Source organism: Selenomonas ruminantium subsp. ruminantium ATCC 12561, from assembly GCF_000424065.1.
GTDB classification, from domain to species: Bacteria; Bacillota; Negativicutes; order Selenomonadales; family Selenomonadaceae; genus Selenomonas_A; species Selenomonas_A ruminantium.
Genome location: NZ_AUJE01000026.1, coordinates 38734 through 58802, shown reverse-complemented (window position 1 = coordinate 58802; position 20069 = coordinate 38734). Strand labels below are relative to the sequence as shown.

The following is a 20069-nucleotide window of genomic DNA, read 5'->3' as shown; positions in this document are numbered from 1 at the left end:
GTAGAGTATGAGCAGTGTCCTGTCTTCTTAGACTTGAAGTGCGGTTTGCCGAAATGTTTTCGGTTGCTAAAAAAATTGTTGTATGCCTTGTTCAGGTTCATCTGTGCATTTGCAAGAGCAAGACTGTCAATTTCCTTCAGCCAAGGAAATTCTTCCTTATATTGTGCCGGGGTATTGTTCAGTTTCTTACCTGTCTCTTTGTAGTAGTCAAGGCGGTCGCCAAGCATCTTGTTATAGATGAATCGAACACAGCCGAAAGTCTTAGCAAACATATGCTTTTGTTCAGGTGTTGGATATAACCTATATCGGTATGCCTTATTCACTATAATCACCGCCTTCCTACCAATATTTTATCACAAAAAAGTCACAAAGTATCGTATGGCTCAATTACTTACGTAAATTCGCCATACCCGCCTTCATCCCCCACCTAAGAGGTTGAGGACTTCTGGCGGATTAGGTTAAAACGGAACCTGCATTGTGACATCGACCATAGACCGAATCGGCTCAAAGGAATGGCGGTGTATAGGGCATGGACCATACTGCCGCAAAGCAGCTATATGTTCTGCCGTACCATATCCCTTATGATGTGCAAAACCGTACTCCGGATATTCTTTGTCGTACTTATCCATCAGCCGGTCACGATTAACCTTAGCAATGATGGAAGCCGCTGCAATAGAGACCGATTTTGCATCACCTTTGATAATGGAAAGAGAAGGTACATTCAAATTTTCCAGCTTCACCGCATCAATCAACACTGCCTGCGGCTCCTGTTTCAACCCAAAAATCGATTCATACATTCCATTAATGGTCGCCTGATAGATATTTACCCGGTCAATAGTCCTGGCATCGACAAAAGCCGCTTTGACCGCAACGGCTTTGTCCATAATCTCATCGTAGAGTTCTTCCCGCACTTTAGCCGAAATTTTCTTGGAGTCGTTGATCTTGGGCAAATACAGCTCATGCGGCAGGATAACCGCCGCCACAGACACTGGCCCCGCCAAGGGGCCTCGTCCGGCTTCATCGACACCAGCAACCCATTCACAGCCCTTGGCCCAAAACTCCCGTTCATAGCTGTATAAAGCGCTGACGCGCTCCCTGTCCTGCTGCTCCCGCTGATAGCGGCGCAGGATCGTCCCTACCGCCTTACGGCTGTCCTGCGCGCAGGCCTCCAAAAATTCTTCTGTTACCTGCCCCTGCGCAAAAAACTCCTCTACTTGTTTTATCGTATATTTGCTTAAATCATTCACTACTTTTTTCACCATTTTCTGCAGGAACTTCATCTAATGTTACCAATCCGAGTTTTCCGGCACGGAATTCATTTAAGACGATATTCTGTGCTTTTTCCAAATCCACGATACCGCCCTTGACGAGACAGCCCCGTTTGCGGCCGATAAGTTCCAATATTTCCAGCCCGTCTTCCGGCACATCGCCCGTGAGCTTGAACCTCTCGGCCAGCCGTTCCGGATAATCGCGGCGCATAATGCCCAGCAGCAGGGCTGTTACCTTTTCCCGATCATAAATATCATCGTTGATTGCGCCGGTAAAGGCCAGTTTCAACCCTACAGTCTGGTCTTCGAACTTCGGCCAGAGGATACCCGGCGTATCCAATAAATCCAAATTCGTACCAATCTTGATCCACTGCTTGGCACGGGTGACACCCGGCTTATCGGCAGCCTTAGCCTTTACCGCACCAGCCAGCCGGTTGATCAGAGAGGATTTTCCCACATTAGGAATGCCCAGAATCATGCAACGGGCCACCCGCGGCTTTGCCCCCTTGCTGACAAATTTTTCCGTCTTGGGACGAGCTAAATCTTCTGCCACCTTTACGAGCTGTTTCATGCCCTTGCCCTTCATGGAGTCAATGGCAACCGCCGGCACATTCTGACTCTTGAAGTAATCCAGCCATTTTTTCGTGCTGGCACTGTCAGCGAGGTCAGCTTTATTCAGGGCAATCATACGCGGCTTGCCTTTGATGATTTCTGCGAGCATGGGGTTGGCACTGCTCAAGGGAATACGCGCATCCAATAGTTCAATGACCACATCCACCAGTTTCAAATTTTCCTCAATCAGCCGCTGGGCTTTTTTCATATGCCCGGGGAACCACTGCAGATTGGGAATATCCTGTTTTTCCATTAATTATTCTCCTCTTACATTATCATCTGTGCTTATCATTGTACCATATTTCGCCCTTGAAAAAAATTCTGTAAAAAAATAAAAAAGTTATTGACAAGATAGATATTATCCCGTATACTAATACTCGTTGATGACGCGAAACAAGCGAACATCACGGGGGCATAGCTCAGCTGGGAGAGCGCTTGCATGGCATGCAAGAGGTCAGGAGTTCGATCCTCCTTGTCTCCACCATTTGATTTTTAACGGTCACGATTTGTGACCGTTTTATTTGCATAGCCTGTGTCAGAAAATTATTGACTTTATGTTTATTCTGTGATATTATGAATCCAAGCTAAAGGTTGAACTGACCGAAAAAGGTAATAGCTAGCCGTAGGAATGTTCAAGCTTGGCAGCATCTTTGGCTCGTGAAGGAGGGGAGTCCAATGGGCCCGTAAGATTGGTACCCATAAACAAGATGAAAACAGAATATATGACAAACAACTAGCAGCATAACCATGAACGGTAAGCTGCTAGTTTTCTGTTTGAGTGTAAAGTTGTAACATAAATTTTATTTTCCGATTGACAGCGCCCTGCCCTATATATTAAGATATAAAACAATATACATGACGGCAATGACCGCCTGTAAAGCTTTCCACAATATGAACATCTACAGAAAGAAGGGGTTAAGTTGGCATTCTATTTTGAAGAACCATCACACACTTTTGGCGAGTATCTCCTCGTTCCCGGCTATTCCTCGGACAAATGCATTCCGGCAAACGTCTCCTTGAAGACACCGCTGGTCAAGTTCCGCAAGGGAGAGGAACCGAAGATTACCATGAACATCCCCATGACCTCTGCCATCATGCAGGCGGTTTCCGATGACAACATGGCTATCGCACTGGCCAAAGAAGGCGGTGTGTCCTTCATTTATGGCTCGCAGAGTATCGAAGATGAAGCCGCTATGGTTTCCCGGGTAAAACATTATAAATCCGGTTTTGTCAGCAGTGACTCCAACATCAAGCCCTCCACTACTCTGGGCGAAATTCTCGACCTGCTGCAGGATACTGGGCACTCCACGATGGCTGTTACGGAAGACGGCACAGCTAACGGCAAACTCCTGGGTATCGTGACCAGCCGTGATTACCGTGTTTCCCGTATGTCCATGGACACGCCGGCCAGCGAATTCATGACGGCGTTTGAAAATCTCGTTTATGCCAAAGCCGAAGAAGTAACCACCATCGCTCAGGCCAACGATATCATCTGGGAAAACAAACTCAACATGCTCCCGATTATCGACCAGAACCAGCGCCTGCGCTACATGGTCTTCCGTAAAGATTACAATGCCAACAAAGACAATGAGCTCGAACTCATTGATGATAACAAGCGCTATATCGTAGGTGCTGGTATCAACACCCGCGACTACGCAGAACGCGTTCCTGCCCTCTTAAAAGCTGGTGCAGACGTCCTCTGCATTGACTCTTCGGAAGGATTCTCCGAATGGCAGCGCATCACCCTCAAATACATCCATGAGAACTTCGGCGAAGATGTCAAAGTCGGTGCCGGCAACGTTGTTGATGGTGAAGGCTTCCGCTTCCTGGCTGAAGCTGGCGCTGACTTCATCAAAGTCGGTATCGGCGGCGGCTCCATCTGCATCACCCGCGAAACCAAGGGTATTGGCCGCGGTCAGGCAACAGCCCTTATCGATGTCTGCCGCGAACGTGACAAGTACTATGCAGAAACGGGCATCTACATTCCCGTATGCTCCGATGGCGGTATCGTTCACGACTACCACATGACTTTAGCTCTGGCTATGGGCGCAGATTTCCTGATGCTCGGCCGCTACTTCTCCCGCTTTGACGAAAGCCCGACGGACAAGGTCAAAGTCAACGGCACTTACTACAAGGAATACTGGGGCGAAGGTTCCAATCGTGCCCGCAACTGGCAGCGCTACGATTTGGGCGGTTCCAAGAAACTCTCCTTCGAAGAAGGCGTTGACTCCTATGTTCCTTACGCCGGCCCCCTGAAAGACAATGTTGGCACGACACTGGCCAAGATTCGCAGCACCATGTGCAACTGCGGCTCGCTGTCCCTGCCGGAATTCCGTGATAAGGCAAAACTCACGTTGGTATCGGCAACCAGTATCGTGGAAGGCGGTTCCCATGACGTAATCCTGCGCGACCGTCTGGGCAGAGATTAATCTTTGACAAAAAAATAACCCAAAGCCCTGCCGGCAACCTTCATGCCGGCAGGGCTTTTTTCTAATTTAATGGTAATCTTTCGCGCATTCGTGTTATACTAAAAACATAAATGCAACACCATTTAGGAGGAATCGCTTTGCAATTCACGAAATCGTTAAAAGTCGTAAAACTGGGGGCACTGGCCGCCATTGTTTTGCTGTTTGTCGTCATCCATCTGCTCAATCCAGCCTTCCTGCCCCATATGTGCGGTCTGCTGGCCCGCGGAGATATTCAGGAAACAGCGGATTACATTGCCTCCTTTGGTTCCGGAGCGGTAGTATTCAGTTTCCTGCTGACCCTCTTTGTCAACGCGCTGGGCTTTCCGCCCGCCATCATCTTTTCTACCGCCAATACGCTGATCTTCGGCATTGGCTGGGGCATTTTCCTCTCCGTAGTTGCCGAAACCGTCGGCGTTGCCATCAGCTTTATCCTGCTGCGCTTTTTCTTCCGGGAGGCTGCGGAAAAAATCATCAGCCGCAACAAGACCTTGGCGAATCTGGACAAGTACAGCGGCAGCCGTGGCTTTGTGGTCATGCTGATTGCCCGCATGGTGCCCTATCTGCCGTCCGTGATGCTGAACGCCATCGGCGCCCTCTCAGCCATGCGTTTCCGCGATTACGTTATCGCCTCTTTTGTCGGCAAGTTTCCCTCTACCGGCATTGAAGCCATTATCGGCCACGATGCCATCACCCAGCAGGAAGACCCGACCCGCATGATTGTGGTCATTATTTTCGCCATCGTGCTTATTGTTGGCGCATGGCTGTATGAACGCCATGAGCAAAGAAAGAAGTGAGTTGCCTTGCGAATTTCACGCCGTGAATTCATTGCTTTAACCGGAAAAATCGCTCTGTTTTTGGGCTTGGAAAACACCTTCCCCAAACTGGCGGCTGCTGCCAGCGGGACACAACCCATTGAGGCTCTGCGTCAGCTCATCACCGCTGACCCACGCAATTCCCGTACCATTATGTGGCAGAGCAAAACACCATTGGATGGCTGCCGTCTGCAATATCAAACAGCAGACAATCCTCCGCAAAGCCTGCCGGTCAAAATGGAAAGTTTAAACGAAGACCGGATTACGAACTACTATTATACTGCGTATCTAAAAGATCTTACGCCCGCCACAACTTACCAATACCGCATTTGGCAGGGCAATAGCGCCACCGAGTGGCAGGAGTTTACCACCGCCCCCGCTGAAATCACGGATTTTTCTGCGCTTATCTTCTGCGACTCCCAATGCGGCCAGACCTATGCTGGCTGGGGCCAGAATTTCCGCACTGCCTGGCGGCGTCACCCCGATGCGCAATTCTTTGCCATTGTCGGTGATATCGTGGATAACGGACAGCAGGAATGGCAGTGGCAGCATTTCTTCGCCGCGATTGCCGATATCCTGCCACAAAAATTATTCACTCCGGTAATGGGCAATCACGAATGTTACAGCCTGCTATGGAAATTCTGCCGCCCGCGCCGCTATGAACTAAGCTACAACCTGCCCGCCAACGGCGACCCGGAACTGCAGAATTACTACTATTCCTACGACTACGGCCCCGTACATTTCATCGTCCTCAACACGCAAATGCTGGAGCTGAAAGATATTCACCCCGACCTGCTGGAGAAACAAAAAACCTGGCTGCAACAGGACGTAAAAAACCACCCAGCCAAATGGCGGGTGGTCCTGATGCACAAAGATGTGCTGGCCTATGACGAATATCAGGAAGGAACAAAAACCATGATGGGCATCAGCGATGCAGGCTATGCCTTTATGCCCCTCTTTGATGAATTAAACATCGATTTAGTGTTGACCGGCCATATGCACACCTACCGCAACCGGGGACATATCTACCACCTGAAACCAGCCGATAAAGGCCCTGTCTACATCATGAGCGGTCCCTGCGGCAACCAGCAGTACAACGTCCCTGCCGACAAAACCTTCGACCAATCCGCCATCTACCAGCCCACGCCAGAAAATTACCTGCTGCTTTCTGCCAGTGCAGAAAAACTGACCATCACCTGCTATACCATAGCCGGCGAACTCGTAGAAACCACTGAACTCCCCCACCAATAACAAGCCCTATCTAAGCAGAGCAATTATATCGCAGTAAGCCCGTGGTGGCTGGTCATGTTACCTTACCGGCTGCACCGCAGGCAACTCCACATGATTCTCGTCTGCCACATCATGAATCACCAGTTCAATACTGGTCGATTCCACAACAGCCTCCATAATCGTTTCTACCGGTACAGTCTTCTGCGGCTGCACTGCTGGCATTATCGGCGGCAATTCTACCGTTTCCTCAGGCTTAATCGTTCGTACTACACTGCTTATCGGCTGAATCGGCGGCAATTCTACTACGTCAGCCGATACAACCGGGCGGGGCAACGGTTGGACAGGCTGTACCGCTGCAGGCTTGGCAACAGTTGCCGGAGCCGGAGTTGATGTTATTTTTGGCGGCTGAACAGGCCGCGGTGTAATAAGTGATGGTTTTTCCCCACGTTTTTGCGCTTTCCGCTCTTTATCGATATCCGCTGCCGTAATGATTATGGGAATCGCCTTATTCTGCCGCTGGGCAGCTTTTTTCTCCTCAGCCAGTTCTACCGAAGTTTTTACAGCCGCCCAACGCAGGCGGGAATTCAACTCAGGTAAATTGGCCACGGCATTATCCACAGCCTGAGCTGTATCAGGCCCTTTTGGCGCCTTGTTATCCACTACCATCCGCGAACGAAAAAGCTCCTGCGAATCCACCGTAGAAACCGTCCCTGCCGCAGCCTGAGCAAAACTCCCTGCCATTACCATACCTATAAATACGGCCATACCGGCCGCTTTACTGCCATACTCCATGCACCATATCCCCCAATAGTCTGCGCTTAAAATTTTCTCTAAACATAAATAAAATTCGGCAGGACCGTATAAAAGTCCTGCCGCTTTTTTAACTGTGCTTATTTTTCCTTGAAGCTGACAACGCCCTTTTGGAAAAGATCTACCGCTTCATCGCGCAATTCCGGATTGTCGATAAGCTGTATCGAGTAGCAGCCGCCCTTATTACCGCGGAAGAATGTCACCGCCATCTGCGTATCAGCCTTTGCCGTCATATCTGGCTCACCATCATTATCTGTATCAATCTCGACTTCTTTGGCCGTGATGGCATAGATTGCCCGATCCTTTTCCGTACGGTTGATCAGTTCCATAGCCTCATAACCATTGGCACGCATCAGGATAGACAAATACTTTCTGCCATCTTCCTCATTAAGCGTATTCAAGTCCGGCATTCTATGGGTATCAAAAGCATCTTTGATTACTACCCAGGCATTTTTAATGTCATAGCCCTCATTATCAAAAATCAGGACTTCCCCTTCCTTGTCTTTATACAACTCACTAGCAGGAATGACATTGGGTTTCTTCGGACAGTTAATCGTATAACCATATTTCTTGCTGGTATATACATAACTGAGCGCTGCCTGTGCATCTTTCACCTGCTGTTCCGTCTGTGCCGGAGCTTTCTTTTTGGCATCAGCCTGATTCATGCCCGTTCCCATAAACAGAACGCCCATAAGCCCCAAAGCTGCGATAATCTTTGCTTTCTTATTCATCGTGCATTACCTCTTTCTATAGTAGTAATGAGATTCCTGAATTTATTCTCTAACGATAAGATTATATCATATCTGTCAACGCTTGCGGGCAGGTTCCACATTTACCTTCCAGCCCTTCACCGTATTGCGGTGCATAATGCTCATAACGCGTTCGGCTACATCTTCCGGCACTTCCACGAAGGTGAACTTGTCATAGATATTGATTACACCGATGGTTGCGCCTGGAATGTCGGCCTCGTCGGCAATGGCGCGGACGATATCTGCCGGACGGATTTTCTGGCTGCGGCCGATGTTCAGGAACAGACGCACCATACCCGGTGCCCCGCCTGTATCGCCGAAACCGTTGTTATCGTTCTTTTCGTCCTTAAAGCCTTCCAGGGAAAGCTTCAGAGCAGCAGCTGCAATATCCACCAAGTCAAAGCCTTCAGCCGCCACATCCGAGATAATCTCATGGTAATCGTCATAATGATTCTGCTGCAGGGTCTTGATCAGGCGTTCCTGCACCAAATCCTTCTGCCGTTCCAAGAGGTCCGAGGCCGTCGGCAGTTCCTTGCGTTGAATCTTCGTATGCGCCAGTTTCATAATCAAACGCAGCTGACGGTATTCCTTCGGCTCGATAAAGGTCATGGCCACGCCTTTACGCCCGGCACGGCCCGTACGGCCAATGCGATGCACATAGGATTCATGGTCCTGCGGAATATCGTAGTTGATGACATGCGTGATATCGTCAATATCAATGCCGCGTGCCGCTACATCTGTCGCAATCAGAATATCAATACGGCCCTCGCGGAAACGCTTCATGACCCGGTCACGCTGAATCTGCGACAAATCACCATGCAGGCCGCCCGCAGAGTAACCGCGTGCCTCCAAAGATGCCGTCAAATCGTCCACCGCCCGCTTCGTGCGGCAGAAAATGATGAGCTTGCCTGTCTCTTCCACATCCAGCACACGGCACAGCCCCTCAAACTTTTCACGCGTCTCGTAATAGAGCTGGTCAATCAGAGGAACAGTGAGATTTTCCTTCGTAATCGTAATGCGCTGCGGATGCTGCATATAGCGGCGGGACAGCTTTTCAATCGGTGCCGGCATGGTGGCCGAGAAAAGCAGTGTCTGCCGGCCGTCCGGAATCTGGCGGATGATATTTTCGATATCATCGATAAAGCCCATATCGAGCATTTCATCGGCCTCATCGAGCACCAGCGTATGAACCGTTTCCAGTTCCAATGTACCACGATTCAAATGATCCAGCAGACGTCCCGGCGTACCGACGACAATATGCACACCGCGCTTCAACGCGCGAATCTGCCGGTCAATGGCCTGCCCGCCGTAGATGGGCAGCGTACGCACCCGCTTGAACTTGCCGATTTTATTGAGTTCTTCAGCCGTCTGAATGGCCAGTTCCCGCGTCGGTGTCAGGATAAGCGCCTGTACCTTGTGGATTTTTTCCGTAACCTTTTCCACCGTCGGAATGCCAAAGGCCGCCGTCTTTCCCGTACCCGTCTGCGCCTGACCGATTACATCATGCCCTTCCAAAGTAAGCGGAATGGTCTGCGCCTGAATCGGTGAAGGCTCCTCAAATCCCATCTCCCGCAGTGCCTGCAGCACCTTGCGGCTCAGTTCAATCTCACCAAAGTTTTTCAGTTCCTGTTTCAAAAAGTTCCTCCAAAAATTTATTCTTCTACCGGCTCACCTACAACATCATAGGTAAAGCCCTGCAACACGCGAACCTTGATAATATCACCAGGTTTGCTGGTCGTATCGCCCTCGATATAAACCTGCCCGTCAACCTCCTCCGGAGCTTCACGGTAAGAACGCCCCACCGCAATATTGGGCTGGCCTTCATCACGGCCTTCCACCAGAACTTCGATGACTTTCCCCTCAAAGCTCTGATTGACTTCCTCAGAAATCTTGCTCTGCACGCTCATCAGGTCATGATAACGCTCCTGCATAACCTCCTCGGAAATCTGATTTTCCATATTATAAGCAGGAGTATCTTCCTCGCGGGAATAGGTGAACACACCCACCTTATCGAGGCGCTGCTCAATCAGGAAGTTACGCAAAGTCTGATACTGCGCATCCGTTTCCCCGGGGAAACCAACGATAAATGTCGAACGGATCGTTACCCCCGGAATGCGCTCACGCAGTTTCTTAATCAGCGCAATCATCTGCTCCTGCGTATCCGGACGGTGCATGGACTTGAGCACAGAGTTATGCGCGTGCTGCAAGGGCAGGTCAACATACTTGCAGACCTTGGGTTCCGTCGCATACACATCAATGAGTTCATCCGTAAAGAATTTCGGATAGCAATAGAGCGTACGCACCCATTTAAGCTTTGGCACCTTGACCACTTCACGCAGCAGTTCAGCAAGCGCCGGACGTTTGTAGATATCCCGGCCATAGTTGGTGCTGTCCTGTGCAATAAAGACAACTTCCCGCACACCGTTTTCGGTAAGCTGCTCCACTTCTGCGCAAATATCTTCAATCTTGCGGCTGCGGAACTTGCCGCGAATCTGTGGAATCGCACAGAAAGCACAACGGTTATCACAGCCTTCGGCAATCTTGACATAAGCCGTATAATCCGGAGTCGTACGGATACGCGGCGTCTTGGCATCATAAAGGGTATCGTCTTCACCCGCGATGACCACGCGATGACCCTTTAACGTTTCCTCCACAGCCTCCATAATGCGGCCCCATGCACCCGTCCCCAAAATCGCATCAGCTTCCGGCAGCTCGTCCAAGAGTTCCTGTTTATATCGCTGACCCAGGCAGCCCGTTACAATCAGGCTGCGACAGCGGCCCGACTCCTTGTAATCGGCCATGTTGAGCACCGTGGTGATGGACTCTTCCTTCGCCGACTGGATAAAGGCACAAGTGTTGACAATCAAAATATCGGCTTCCGCCGGATTATTCGTCAAATCAATGCCATGGTTCTTCAGTTCACCAAGCATAATTTCCGTATCCACCAGATTCTTGGAGCAGCCAAGACTGATAAAACCTGCTTTCACAAAAAGACCTCCAATGTCCTATAAAACTAACACAAACACATGTTTTATCGTTTGAGGGGTTCCCCCTACGAACTCACGTAACAATCATTTTACCATAAAATAAGAAAGGAATACAAGAAAATTGACACGGGACTTTGCGTCATGAATTACAAAAGAGGATACCGTCTGCAAAGCAGACAATATCCTCTGCACATCACAATACACAAAAATAATTACTTAAATCGGATTTCTTTTACCCACTTATCCAAAAAATCATGCCTTTGCTGTGCCGTAAAATTTACTGGCTGGTCAAAGAGAATCATATTCTTCCCCGCAAAGGACTTATAGGCCAACGTGCCCGGATTAGCAGGAACAAAGTAAAAATCTTGTTTCTGCAAAGCCTGTTGTGCTTCATCCGAAAGCAGCCAGTCCGCAAATTCCTTTGCCGCCACTGTATCGGCAGTCTTCGCCTTATAGACTATACCAGTCCCCGTGACCATAGCGGCTGTACCGTCAGCAGGATAGACAATCTTTAAAGGATAGCCCCCCTGCATATAGCGGATAACCTCACTCTCCACAGCAATAGCCACATCTACTTCCCCCATGCCTGCCTGACGTACCGGGTTAGATAGATAGCGGGCATACTGCACCACCTTTGGATGAATCTGCCTCCATATATCATAGGTAGCCACATCACCAAACTGGGCCAACATACTCATAAAAAGATTTGCCGATGCATCTGCTGCCAAAAAATCCGTAATACCAATGCGGACTTTCTGCTGAGCCGCCAATTCCTTCCAAGTATCTGGTACCAAAGACAAGGTCAGCAGATAATCTTTGTTCACACAGAATACAATCGGATCATACCATACGCCAATCCAATAGCCGTCCTGCTGTCTTAAACTTTCCGGAACCTGATCGCCTGCCTCGGAAATATAGGGTATAAGATAACCTGCAACAGCAGCTTTTGTCAGCGTATCCTTATCGGCCAAAACCATAGCTGCCGTTCCATCCTCAGCCCCTTCTGCCTGTTTCTGCAAACGCTTCAACAACTCATCAGCGGACAATGGCACGAAGTTTGTGCGCACATTATGCGACTGTTCATAGGCTCTAGTTAAAATTGCTGCATGTTCAGCCGGCAGTGTAGTATAAACCACAATCTCCCGCAAAGGCCGGTTTGTTTCATCATGTCCAGTCCCAGCAAAATACGCCGATCCTGCTACAACCAAAATAAACAACAAAAAAGCCGTCAGCAGCAGGGATGTATACCTTCTCATCAAACGATACCTCGCTCACAACTCCAATCATTCCTTATTTTATCATAAGAACAATCCTGCCGCAATACATTCGTTCGCATTACCACGGCCATTTGTGACCGCTCAGCCGCTACTGCCCACGACTTTATGATATCATTAAAATATAGCATATCATGAAAAGCAAAGGGCTGACCAGTCAAATTTGACTAGGGCGTGTTGAAAAGCTCTTCAACTGCACTATATGTTGTGATTTTTGATTCATTTTCACAAGGAAAAAACGACATAGGGAGTTTTTCAACACGCCCTAATCGACAGTCCAACAGTGAATTCGTCAAAGCGTAGATAAGTATTTCACTATAGCAGCACGTATTTCTTCATATGACATTTTTTCATTTATAGCTATCGGACATTTTTCAAAGCTTTCACTTCTTTTCGGATAATATATACCGCATTCTACTGCCCAAGTAGATATACACCATGAGGGATCATCACCAAGTATTTCATCAACTTCTAGCGCATTATCCCATGAAGATATTCCATCTTCAAATTCTTCGTCCTCTTTGTCTATATTAGGGTCTATTGTCCATAACTCTAACGGTTCATCAAATCCAAAGTACATAGCCGGACGGGCATCGGCATCTTTCTCATCATATACATTTTCCTGAAATTCTACATTCCCATCCTCAAAATTTCCCTTGAGCATGCCAATATGCCAGGTTCCTTCACGCAAGAAATTTTCAATTCCCTCACACATTAGAGATGCTGCTTTACAATATGAACCTTCACCTCCATAAAAATAGTCCCAAACGTAATCGTAATATTGAGTCCCATCAATATTTTGAACTTTATTTTCGTCATGCAACTCTAAATAGAAGGCTTGTTTCGGATGTGCGAAGTTTGAGTTATTTATAAATAAACATCCCCCTCAATCATTTAGCAATAATACTAAAAAGCATCAATATTTCCAGTTTCCTAGATTATGCTGAATTGTATTCAAGACGTCACCACGTAAGCCACTTAATCTTTTTTCTAGAATTTTATGGATTTTCTCGTTTGTATTAGCATCATCATTCGATAAATAATCATTTATATGTAACACTGACTTTACTTGATCATTAATTTCTTTTGCATAAATCTCCAATGGTTTATCCGAAATCATTTTATTAGATTGTTTGGTTATTAATACAAAATTCACAGGTGAATTGCAAATATGTTTGGGATTATCCCTCAATTCGTCTGAGGATTCTTTTATATTTTTTGCTGCTCCCAAGGGGACAATATGATGAGCTTCTAAATCCTTAGCCTCTTGAGCAAACACACTAATCTTCTTATTTGTGTCAAACATATCGCAATATGTTTTAGACAACATATACTGACATATAAATATTTTTAGAACATTTTTAGGCAACCTATCATCTTCAGCCTTATCCATCAACAATAATTTTTCATCAGAAAAATTAGTTAACTTGAATACATTTTCTATTATAGTCTCCATCCATGAACAGTCTTTATCTTTCCGTATGGTTTTTAATATATTTTTTAAGTTACTTATAAAATTAGTATTTTGATCCTTATCATATTCTCCAGAAAATAAAATAGACCAATACCATCCTTCCAGCAACTCATGTACTTCTCGCGAAAAGAATTTTGTATCTTCAAAAAAAACAATAGCTATCAATACTATCATCAACGAATAATTTACTTCTTGTATCGTCCTTACACCACATCTTGTTTGCAAAAAATACATCGCTCTATCTATTGCAACTATAACTTTATCGCAATTTTTATCTATTTGTTCCGGCATTAAATCCAATATATAATTCTTTTTAATATATTCCAGTTTTATTTCATCTGGTTTCAAGTCAGGCACTCTGCAACAAATACCTAAAACATCTAAAAAAACATCAACATACTTAGAACTTATTTCATTTTTATTTTTATTATAGCAACCCATGCTCATAGTAGCATTATAACTATTATCTTTTAATTTTGGTGATAAAATATACTTTATGTTATCAGGCAAAACATTATCAGGATATTTTTTATTCTCCTGCATTAACCGCTTTATTCGCTGATTAAAGTTTTCCTTATTATTCACTTTAGCCACTCGTGCCATAAGTAAATCAAATGTATTCAGACACACCCCACCACGATTAAGATTTTCATATATATCAATAGCTCTAGCCCTCTGCGATGCCTTCACCCTAATCTGATTAAGTTCCAATTTGGATACACATGCTTTCAAATATTCCTTAATCTTTTCTTGCCAAACCTGTTGTCTTTCATTTATATTATTTTCAAAATATTTATCTCTTTCATCGCCACTTTTTCCAACAATATCCTCTGCATCTTCAAATATATATTTTATAAAATTTTCCTTGTCCACATCGCTATCGTATGACATATATTGATTTACAATTTCTTTTTTTATATTGTCCGCAATCGATTCTATAATTTCTTTGAACCGCAAAATAATTTTTGTCTGTTTCTTTTCCGTAGGGCAAAGTAAAAACAGTGGTATTAAATACTTATCTTCTGAATTTAAGCAATACGTATCTAACGCCGGTGTCAACTCTTGGCTAGGATTATAGGGCTTTTTATCATTAGCTGTAAAAGTTTCCACATGAATATAGCTGTATATTTGCGATGTTAAAAACTCCGGCAAGTCTTTGTCTGGATTACTCATTGGAAAACAAAGATTGTTTACCCCGAACCAATCTTCTGCACGATCAGGTCTATTCTTCCATTTAGGTAATGCTAAGAAGAATCTGCGTTTTAAGGCCATTGGAGCAATCAATTCACTAACCTTTTTACAATTTTCATGTATTACATTTGAAAACACATTAGCTAAAACGGTTATACGTTGCTGCCCATCCAATAGAAACTCTACCTCTGCATTCATGGCATTTGTTTCCACTTTTTTCTTAGCACAACCTATAACATTTGCTGCATAATCATCAGGTTTTGCCTCAAGCAACAATATACTTCCAACCGGCATTTTACATAAAACAGATGCTATTAACTGCTTCTGCTGTTCTTCATCTCGCCATACAAAGTCTCGTTGAAAATCGGGTAACAGAATTTCATTTTTTTCAATTTTTTCCATTATCTCTGCTAAGTTGGACATCATAATCATTCCTCCAAACCTTAAATATTATCCCTTATATAGTCAAAAGCTATCTTCATTTTATTGAAATCATCATCATTATTAAAACACCCTAGACTTATTCTTATTGTTCCAGCCGGATAAGTATTCAAATATTTATGTGCTAAAGGTGCACATTGTAATCCCGTACGCACGTCAATATCCATACGACTAAAAAAAGGATTAATACTATCACTGCTTATGCCATCAATAACAAAAGAAACAATCCCTATATATTTATTTTTTTCATTAACCCCTATAATATTGATAAAATCATAATTGTCTAATAATGCTAAAATTCTCTGTCGATTATTCAAATCATTATTACTATAATATTCTACCCCATTAGAAATTAACCATTTCAACGCTGCATACAATCCAGCAATCGCCATCATATTCGGTGTTCCCATCTCATATCTGGCTGGTAAATTTTCTGGCATATCTTGATTTGCTGAATCTACTCCCGTTCCTCCATATAAAACGGTTGGCAAATCAACAGCTGGATTCAGCAAAAATCCTGACACCCCCGTAGGTCCATATAATGTTTTATGCCCGGCAAAAACTGCAAAATCACATTTAGCTTGGGTGATATCTAAATCCACAAGTCCTGCGGTTTGTGCCATATCTACTACAGTCACCGCATTATAATTTTTAGCTAAGGAAAACACCTCCGCTACTGGTGTTATCAGCCCAATTACATTACTCGCATGGGACATAATAACCATATCCGGCTGACAATCTGCGAATTGATAACCGATACGCTCCAGGTCAAAGGAGCAATCGCTATTCACTGCCAGCACTTGCACATTTATCTGGTCTTTATAAGCATGGAGTACTCTCGTTACGGCGTTATGTTCAAAAGGCGTGATATAAACATTTTTGATATTTGTCTTTAACATGCCTTGAATAATCATATTCAACGCCAATGTCGCAGTCGGTGTGAAAATCACTTCATGACTAGGAGCATGCAACAATTCCTTTAACATCATTCTTGTTTCTGCCACAATTTCAGCGCCAGTTTTTTCGCCTTTACCACCACGCCCCATGCTACCGGCATTCTGCCGGTAAAACGTATCCATTGCTTCATACACTGCCGCCGGCTTAGGGTATGTCGTAGCAGCGTTATTAAAATATGCCATATTTATCTCCCTTAACAGAACTCTTGCAGGATTTCAGCTACAACCTGCCTTTTTTCCTGTTCGCTAATAGACTGTCCTATTGCTTCAATATTAGCCAGCAAACTATTGCGCAGGAGTTTTGCCCGCGGCGAATAGTCAATCTTAGCAAATCTTTTTTTAGCTGCTTTTCCCTGTGCATTTAAGAAGGTAAATTCATAGTCACTATGCGGTTCTTCAGTTGCGACACTTTCCTGAGAGTCTTCCACTTCAAAACCACAGGCCGTTTCCTTATACTGTTTTATCTTATTTTGAAAATCGACAAAGGTTTGGTCGCTCCAATCCGTCAGGCGAAGCCCTGTTGCATATCGCACAATACTATGCAAAAGCTCATTATCATTAATTCCATCCGTGCGGCACAACTCCAAAAATTTGCTTGTTCCATCGGCAAATATTTCTTCAAACACGGCCAAAGGTAGACTATCACAAAAGTCCAGCATGATTGACTTTAATGATGCCCTTTTAGGCTGACCATGCTGAAAAACATCCCGCAAACACTGCGTCGCATCCGCCTGCAATGCAATTACAGCATGGTCAAAAAATGATTTTGCATGTTGAATCGCTAGACATAATTCAGACGGCTCTGTTAATTGCCGCTTAAAAATCCGTGGCAGCTTTTCAAATAGCAATTCGCTGGCATTTCGGCTATCTTTTACCGCCTTACGGAAAGGAACATAATCTGAATTTATTTTCTCACCATTAGGCAAGCAATGCATATCACGCGCATACTTGGGCAACGAAAGATACCATTTGAACATGCCTTTGGCTACATGTTCAAAATTATCTGCTTTGCTTTCATCTAATGTAATAAAATCAGCAAAGACCTTCTCTAAATCATGAATATAGATTTCTTTATCGTTTGACCAGTCAATTTTTTCTAAGGTATAGTTTCCCGGACTGGCATTTATTTGTTGCAATACATCAGCAGTAATATTGACGGGCTCACCCTTATCGTAGATGATAACGGTTTTCTTATGACTATGCATCGCCACGGCTAAGTATATGGGGATAACGCCTTTTCTAAGGCCGAACATGCATTCTGGCGCCATCAGTAATTTATACAAGTCTGCAAAATTACGTCTTTTGCCACTTTTAGAGGGTTCCTCCATAAAGTGATATATGGTTTCTAAAACCAAATCCATGTTTTTATCACCGGTATTACGATTAAAGGTCCAACCATCTTCATCTACAGTTAATATTTTTGTCCGCATAAGCGTACTGCGCATAATCGAAACATCCTGCCCCGTTCCCGTAAGACCTAATTCCGGTTCTACTTCCGTACGCAATATAGCCGATAACACCTTATGACTGCTATTGATGGCCGTAGTCGTCAGTTCATTTTTGTTGATTACCTCATTATTAATAACCGGGGTATTGCGATAAACATCATTACATATGTCGGAAAGCAGTCTTGATAACTGCGAACGGCGATGAATATTCTGTTTATTACCCATATGATAATAAGCTGCCTTACCGCGTTCTGGTCTGGTATATCGTTGAATAAACTCCCGTACAACATCATATAAGTCGCTATATACCAAATCATACTCGCCATAAAGAACACTATCGCCAATGGCATTTTCTCTTAACTCTGTTACTGCATGGAATTCCAAGAGTTTATCCCGGATATCCATGTATTCCTGCGGCACCACAAAGAGAAAACGTTTATATTTAGCGTCTACTTGTGGCAGTTTTTCCGTTGCTGCTATTAATTCTTCTTCAGAATCCGGCAAAATAGCATAAATAATACCGTCTGCTTCAATATTTTCACTCTTGATATCCCAATCAACGTCAGCACCTACTTCACTGGCATGGATGAATTCAAAAGCGAAGAAGCGCGTTATTTCACGTTCATCATTGTATTTAGCAGGATACATATAACGGTCAAAATTCATTTGATTAAGAAGCTTCTTCACATCATAATTAGCATTGGCCGCTACAAAATCACCAATTTTTTGATAGATATTTACCCCCGAAGACTGTTTTAAGCATAAATAGCCGTTGCTGCGTTTCAAATAGAGTACGTATTTCTTGTCAATCAACTCTGCTAAGGCTTTATCAATTTCATCTATCGAATATTCCTGCTGTAAAATTCTTTCTAACTCTATTTGTGTAGGCGGTAACAGTTCAAATTGTTCCACCATGTAAATAAGGGCTAGAATTTTTATGATTTTGCCTTGTAAAGTATTACCAGTAACCCTGCCTAAAATATTCTTGGCCAATATATACGTTTTGTGTATTTCACCTGCATATACTTCTTTTTCCAGCAGTGGCAGGAAATAATCGAATACATAATCAGGAGTCAATAAACGGAATCCGTTAGTTTCTTGCCGTAAAAAGTCTACTAAGGTATAGCGCGTATCTGCTGACAGAAATGTAAATAGCGTTCTTTCATTCTGAGCGATTTTTTCTGATAAGCGTGGCAAAATAAATGTTGTTATCGGATGCAATGGATAACAGGAATATAGATATTGTCTCTTTTCCTGTTCTGAAAAACCTTTAAGGATATCATGTTTATCATAAAGTTTTTCTAAACCGTTAAAATTCTGTGCATATTCCTGCTGAAATTTCTGCCATTTATCTTCATCCTTCTGAATCGCTGTACCGATAATGCCGTAAGTCTGCTCATAGTCATCACTTAAATGAATATGCTTAAATCGTTCAGACACGCCACGCCAGCCGTCCGTTTTTTGTTTTGGCAGCTTATCAATGTAATTGGCAATTTCTTTATGGGAAATCAGCAGCAAGTGCAACTGATTTTTCCCACTGCGATTGCATTTTTCGGCAAAGTCCTGCAAAAGCTTCGTATCACTGACAGACGCCCCTTGAATATTTGCTTCAAGGAATTTGCTAAATTCGTCGTATACGACATAAATACCTGTGTACCCTTTTTCTTTTAAGCTTTCCAGTACACTTTCATACAACTCCACCACATCGAAGCCAATAAAGGGGTTAAACACACTTCCCGCAGTCAGTTGCGGATAGATTTTCTCAAACTCTTGATACGCTGCAATATCATAAGCGGTTAGCCGGGCAAGAAAATCCTGCATCGTGCCATTAATTTTAGCATTAAGTTCTTTATACGTTTCTGGAAAATCATTTTTCCACTTGTTCACACAACGGATGGCCGCCTTGTAATTGGTATCCGGCATAATATCGAGAAGATTCTCATCCCGCAAGGTGTGTTCTAACGCCATCAAGAACGCCTGTGGTATACTCGTGCTACTGCCGGAAATAATCACCGGCAGGATTTTATCAGTGGAATTATAATAGCGCTTGATTTCTCGTGCTAAGTCTTCTCGTTCAGCTAATTTAGGCTGTAAATGACGAAACTTTGCCCTGTCCTTTTTCAGCAGCAAAGAAAGCGTCGTGAGTACCATATGTGATTTTCCCCGCCCATAAGCACCAATCAAAACGCGTGCTCTATCCGTAGAGTTTTCTGCCGTAGACTTTAGCACATCCTCCATGAAATCCAGTGCTGAATTTGTGGGGATAAAATTCTCTATTTTTTCATCGTGGTATAAATCGTAGCTAAGATTTACGGAATACTGAAAACCATCTGCCACTTTTATCATTTG

At 44.5% G+C, this 20069-nt stretch carries 15 protein-coding genes and 1 tRNA gene; 4 read left to right on the top strand and 12 right to left on the bottom strand.

Features of this window, described 5'->3' with window-relative positions:
• From G598_RS0110490 to ylqF, 3 genes are all read right to left on the bottom strand, one after another.
• A partial coding sequence (locus G598_RS0110490; protein WP_026766930.1) for an RNA-guided endonuclease InsQ/TnpB family protein occupies positions 1–323 on the bottom strand: 323 nt, incomplete at its 3' end.
• A 135-nt stretch (positions 324–458) separates the two neighbouring features.
• The gene (locus G598_RS0110485) at positions 459–1247 is read right to left on the bottom strand and encodes a ribonuclease HII (protein ID WP_037363956.1); all 789 of its coding nucleotides are present in this window, start codon (positions 1245–1247) and stop codon (positions 459–461) included.
• Positions 1240–2133 (bottom strand): ribosome biogenesis GTPase YlqF, encoded by an 894-nt coding sequence (gene ylqF, locus G598_RS0110480; RefSeq protein WP_026766928.1) that lies wholly within the window; start codon positions 2131–2133, stop codon positions 1240–1242. Before ylqF ends, G598_RS0110485 begins: the two co-directional genes overlap by 8 nt.
• Positions 2134–2288: 155 nt before the next feature.
• Between ylqF and G598_RS0110475 the strand changes: the two genes are divergently transcribed.
• From G598_RS0110475 to G598_RS17710, 4 genes are all read left to right on the top strand, one after another.
• Positions 2289–2364, top strand: a tRNA-Ala gene (locus tag G598_RS0110475).
• A gap of 436 nt (positions 2365–2800) precedes the next feature.
• Positions 2801–4309 carry an IMP dehydrogenase gene (locus tag G598_RS0110470; protein ID WP_026766927.1) on the top strand — a complete coding sequence of 503 codons (1509 nt, stop codon included), beginning with the start codon at positions 2801–2803 and terminating at the stop codon, positions 4307–4309.
• A 110-nt stretch (positions 4310–4419) separates the two neighbouring features.
• Positions 4420–5142 carry a TVP38/TMEM64 family protein gene (locus G598_RS0110465; RefSeq protein ID WP_037363937.1) on the top strand — a complete coding sequence of 241 codons (723 nt, stop codon included), beginning with the start codon at positions 4420–4422 and terminating at the stop codon, positions 5140–5142.
• Between the two features lie 6 nt (positions 5143–5148).
• Positions 5149–6411 carry a purple acid phosphatase family protein gene (locus G598_RS17710; protein ID WP_051180200.1) on the top strand — a complete coding sequence of 421 codons (1263 nt, stop codon included), beginning with the start codon at positions 5149–5151 and terminating at the stop codon, positions 6409–6411.
• 57 nt (positions 6412–6468) lie between these two features.
• Here the strand turns inward: G598_RS17710 and G598_RS0110455 are convergent, their stop codons facing one another.
• The 9 genes from G598_RS0110455 to G598_RS0110410 form a co-directional block, all read right to left on the bottom strand.
• Positions 6469–7182: a hypothetical protein gene (locus G598_RS0110455; protein ID WP_026766925.1), complete on the bottom strand. Its 714-nt coding sequence runs from the start codon at positions 7180–7182 to the stop codon at positions 6469–6471.
• Between the two features lie 98 nt (positions 7183–7280).
• Positions 7281–7931 carry a hypothetical protein gene (locus G598_RS0110450; protein WP_026766924.1) on the bottom strand — a complete coding sequence of 217 codons (651 nt, stop codon included), beginning with the start codon at positions 7929–7931 and terminating at the stop codon, positions 7281–7283.
• Positions 7932–8006: 75 nt separating this feature from the next.
• Positions 8007–9584 carry a DEAD/DEAH box helicase gene (locus G598_RS0110445; protein WP_026766923.1) on the bottom strand — a complete coding sequence of 526 codons (1578 nt, stop codon included), beginning with the start codon at positions 9582–9584 and terminating at the stop codon, positions 8007–8009.
• A 17-nt stretch (positions 9585–9601) separates the two neighbouring features.
• Positions 9602–10936 carry a 30S ribosomal protein S12 methylthiotransferase RimO gene (gene rimO, locus G598_RS0110440; RefSeq protein WP_026766922.1) on the bottom strand — a complete coding sequence of 445 codons (1335 nt, stop codon included), beginning with the start codon at positions 10934–10936 and terminating at the stop codon, positions 9602–9604.
• Between the two features lie 212 nt (positions 10937–11148).
• On the bottom strand, positions 11149–12192 hold the full coding sequence (locus G598_RS0110435) for an ABC transporter substrate-binding protein (RefSeq protein WP_026766921.1): 1044 nt from the start codon (positions 12190–12192) through the stop codon (positions 11149–11151).
• A gap of 310 nt (positions 12193–12502) precedes the next feature.
• A complete protein-coding gene (locus tag G598_RS0110430; RefSeq protein WP_157833317.1) occupies positions 12503–13033 on the bottom strand; it encodes a hypothetical protein in 531 nt (176 codons plus the stop codon).
• 93 nt (positions 13034–13126) lie between these two features.
• Positions 13127–15301, bottom strand: coding sequence for a DUF262 domain-containing protein (locus G598_RS0110420; RefSeq protein WP_026766919.1), 2175 nt, complete (start codon positions 15299–15301; stop codon positions 13127–13129).
• Positions 15302–15318: 17 nt separating this feature from the next.
• Positions 15319–16455: an aminotransferase class V-fold PLP-dependent enzyme gene (locus G598_RS0110415; protein WP_026766918.1), complete on the bottom strand. Its 1137-nt coding sequence runs from the start codon at positions 16453–16455 to the stop codon at positions 15319–15321.
• An 11-nt stretch (positions 16456–16466) separates the two neighbouring features.
• Positions 16467–20066 carry a hypothetical protein gene (locus tag G598_RS0110410; protein ID WP_026766917.1) on the bottom strand — a complete coding sequence of 1200 codons (3600 nt, stop codon included), beginning with the start codon at positions 20064–20066 and terminating at the stop codon, positions 16467–16469.
• Between the last annotated feature and the right edge of the window lie 3 nt (positions 20067–20069).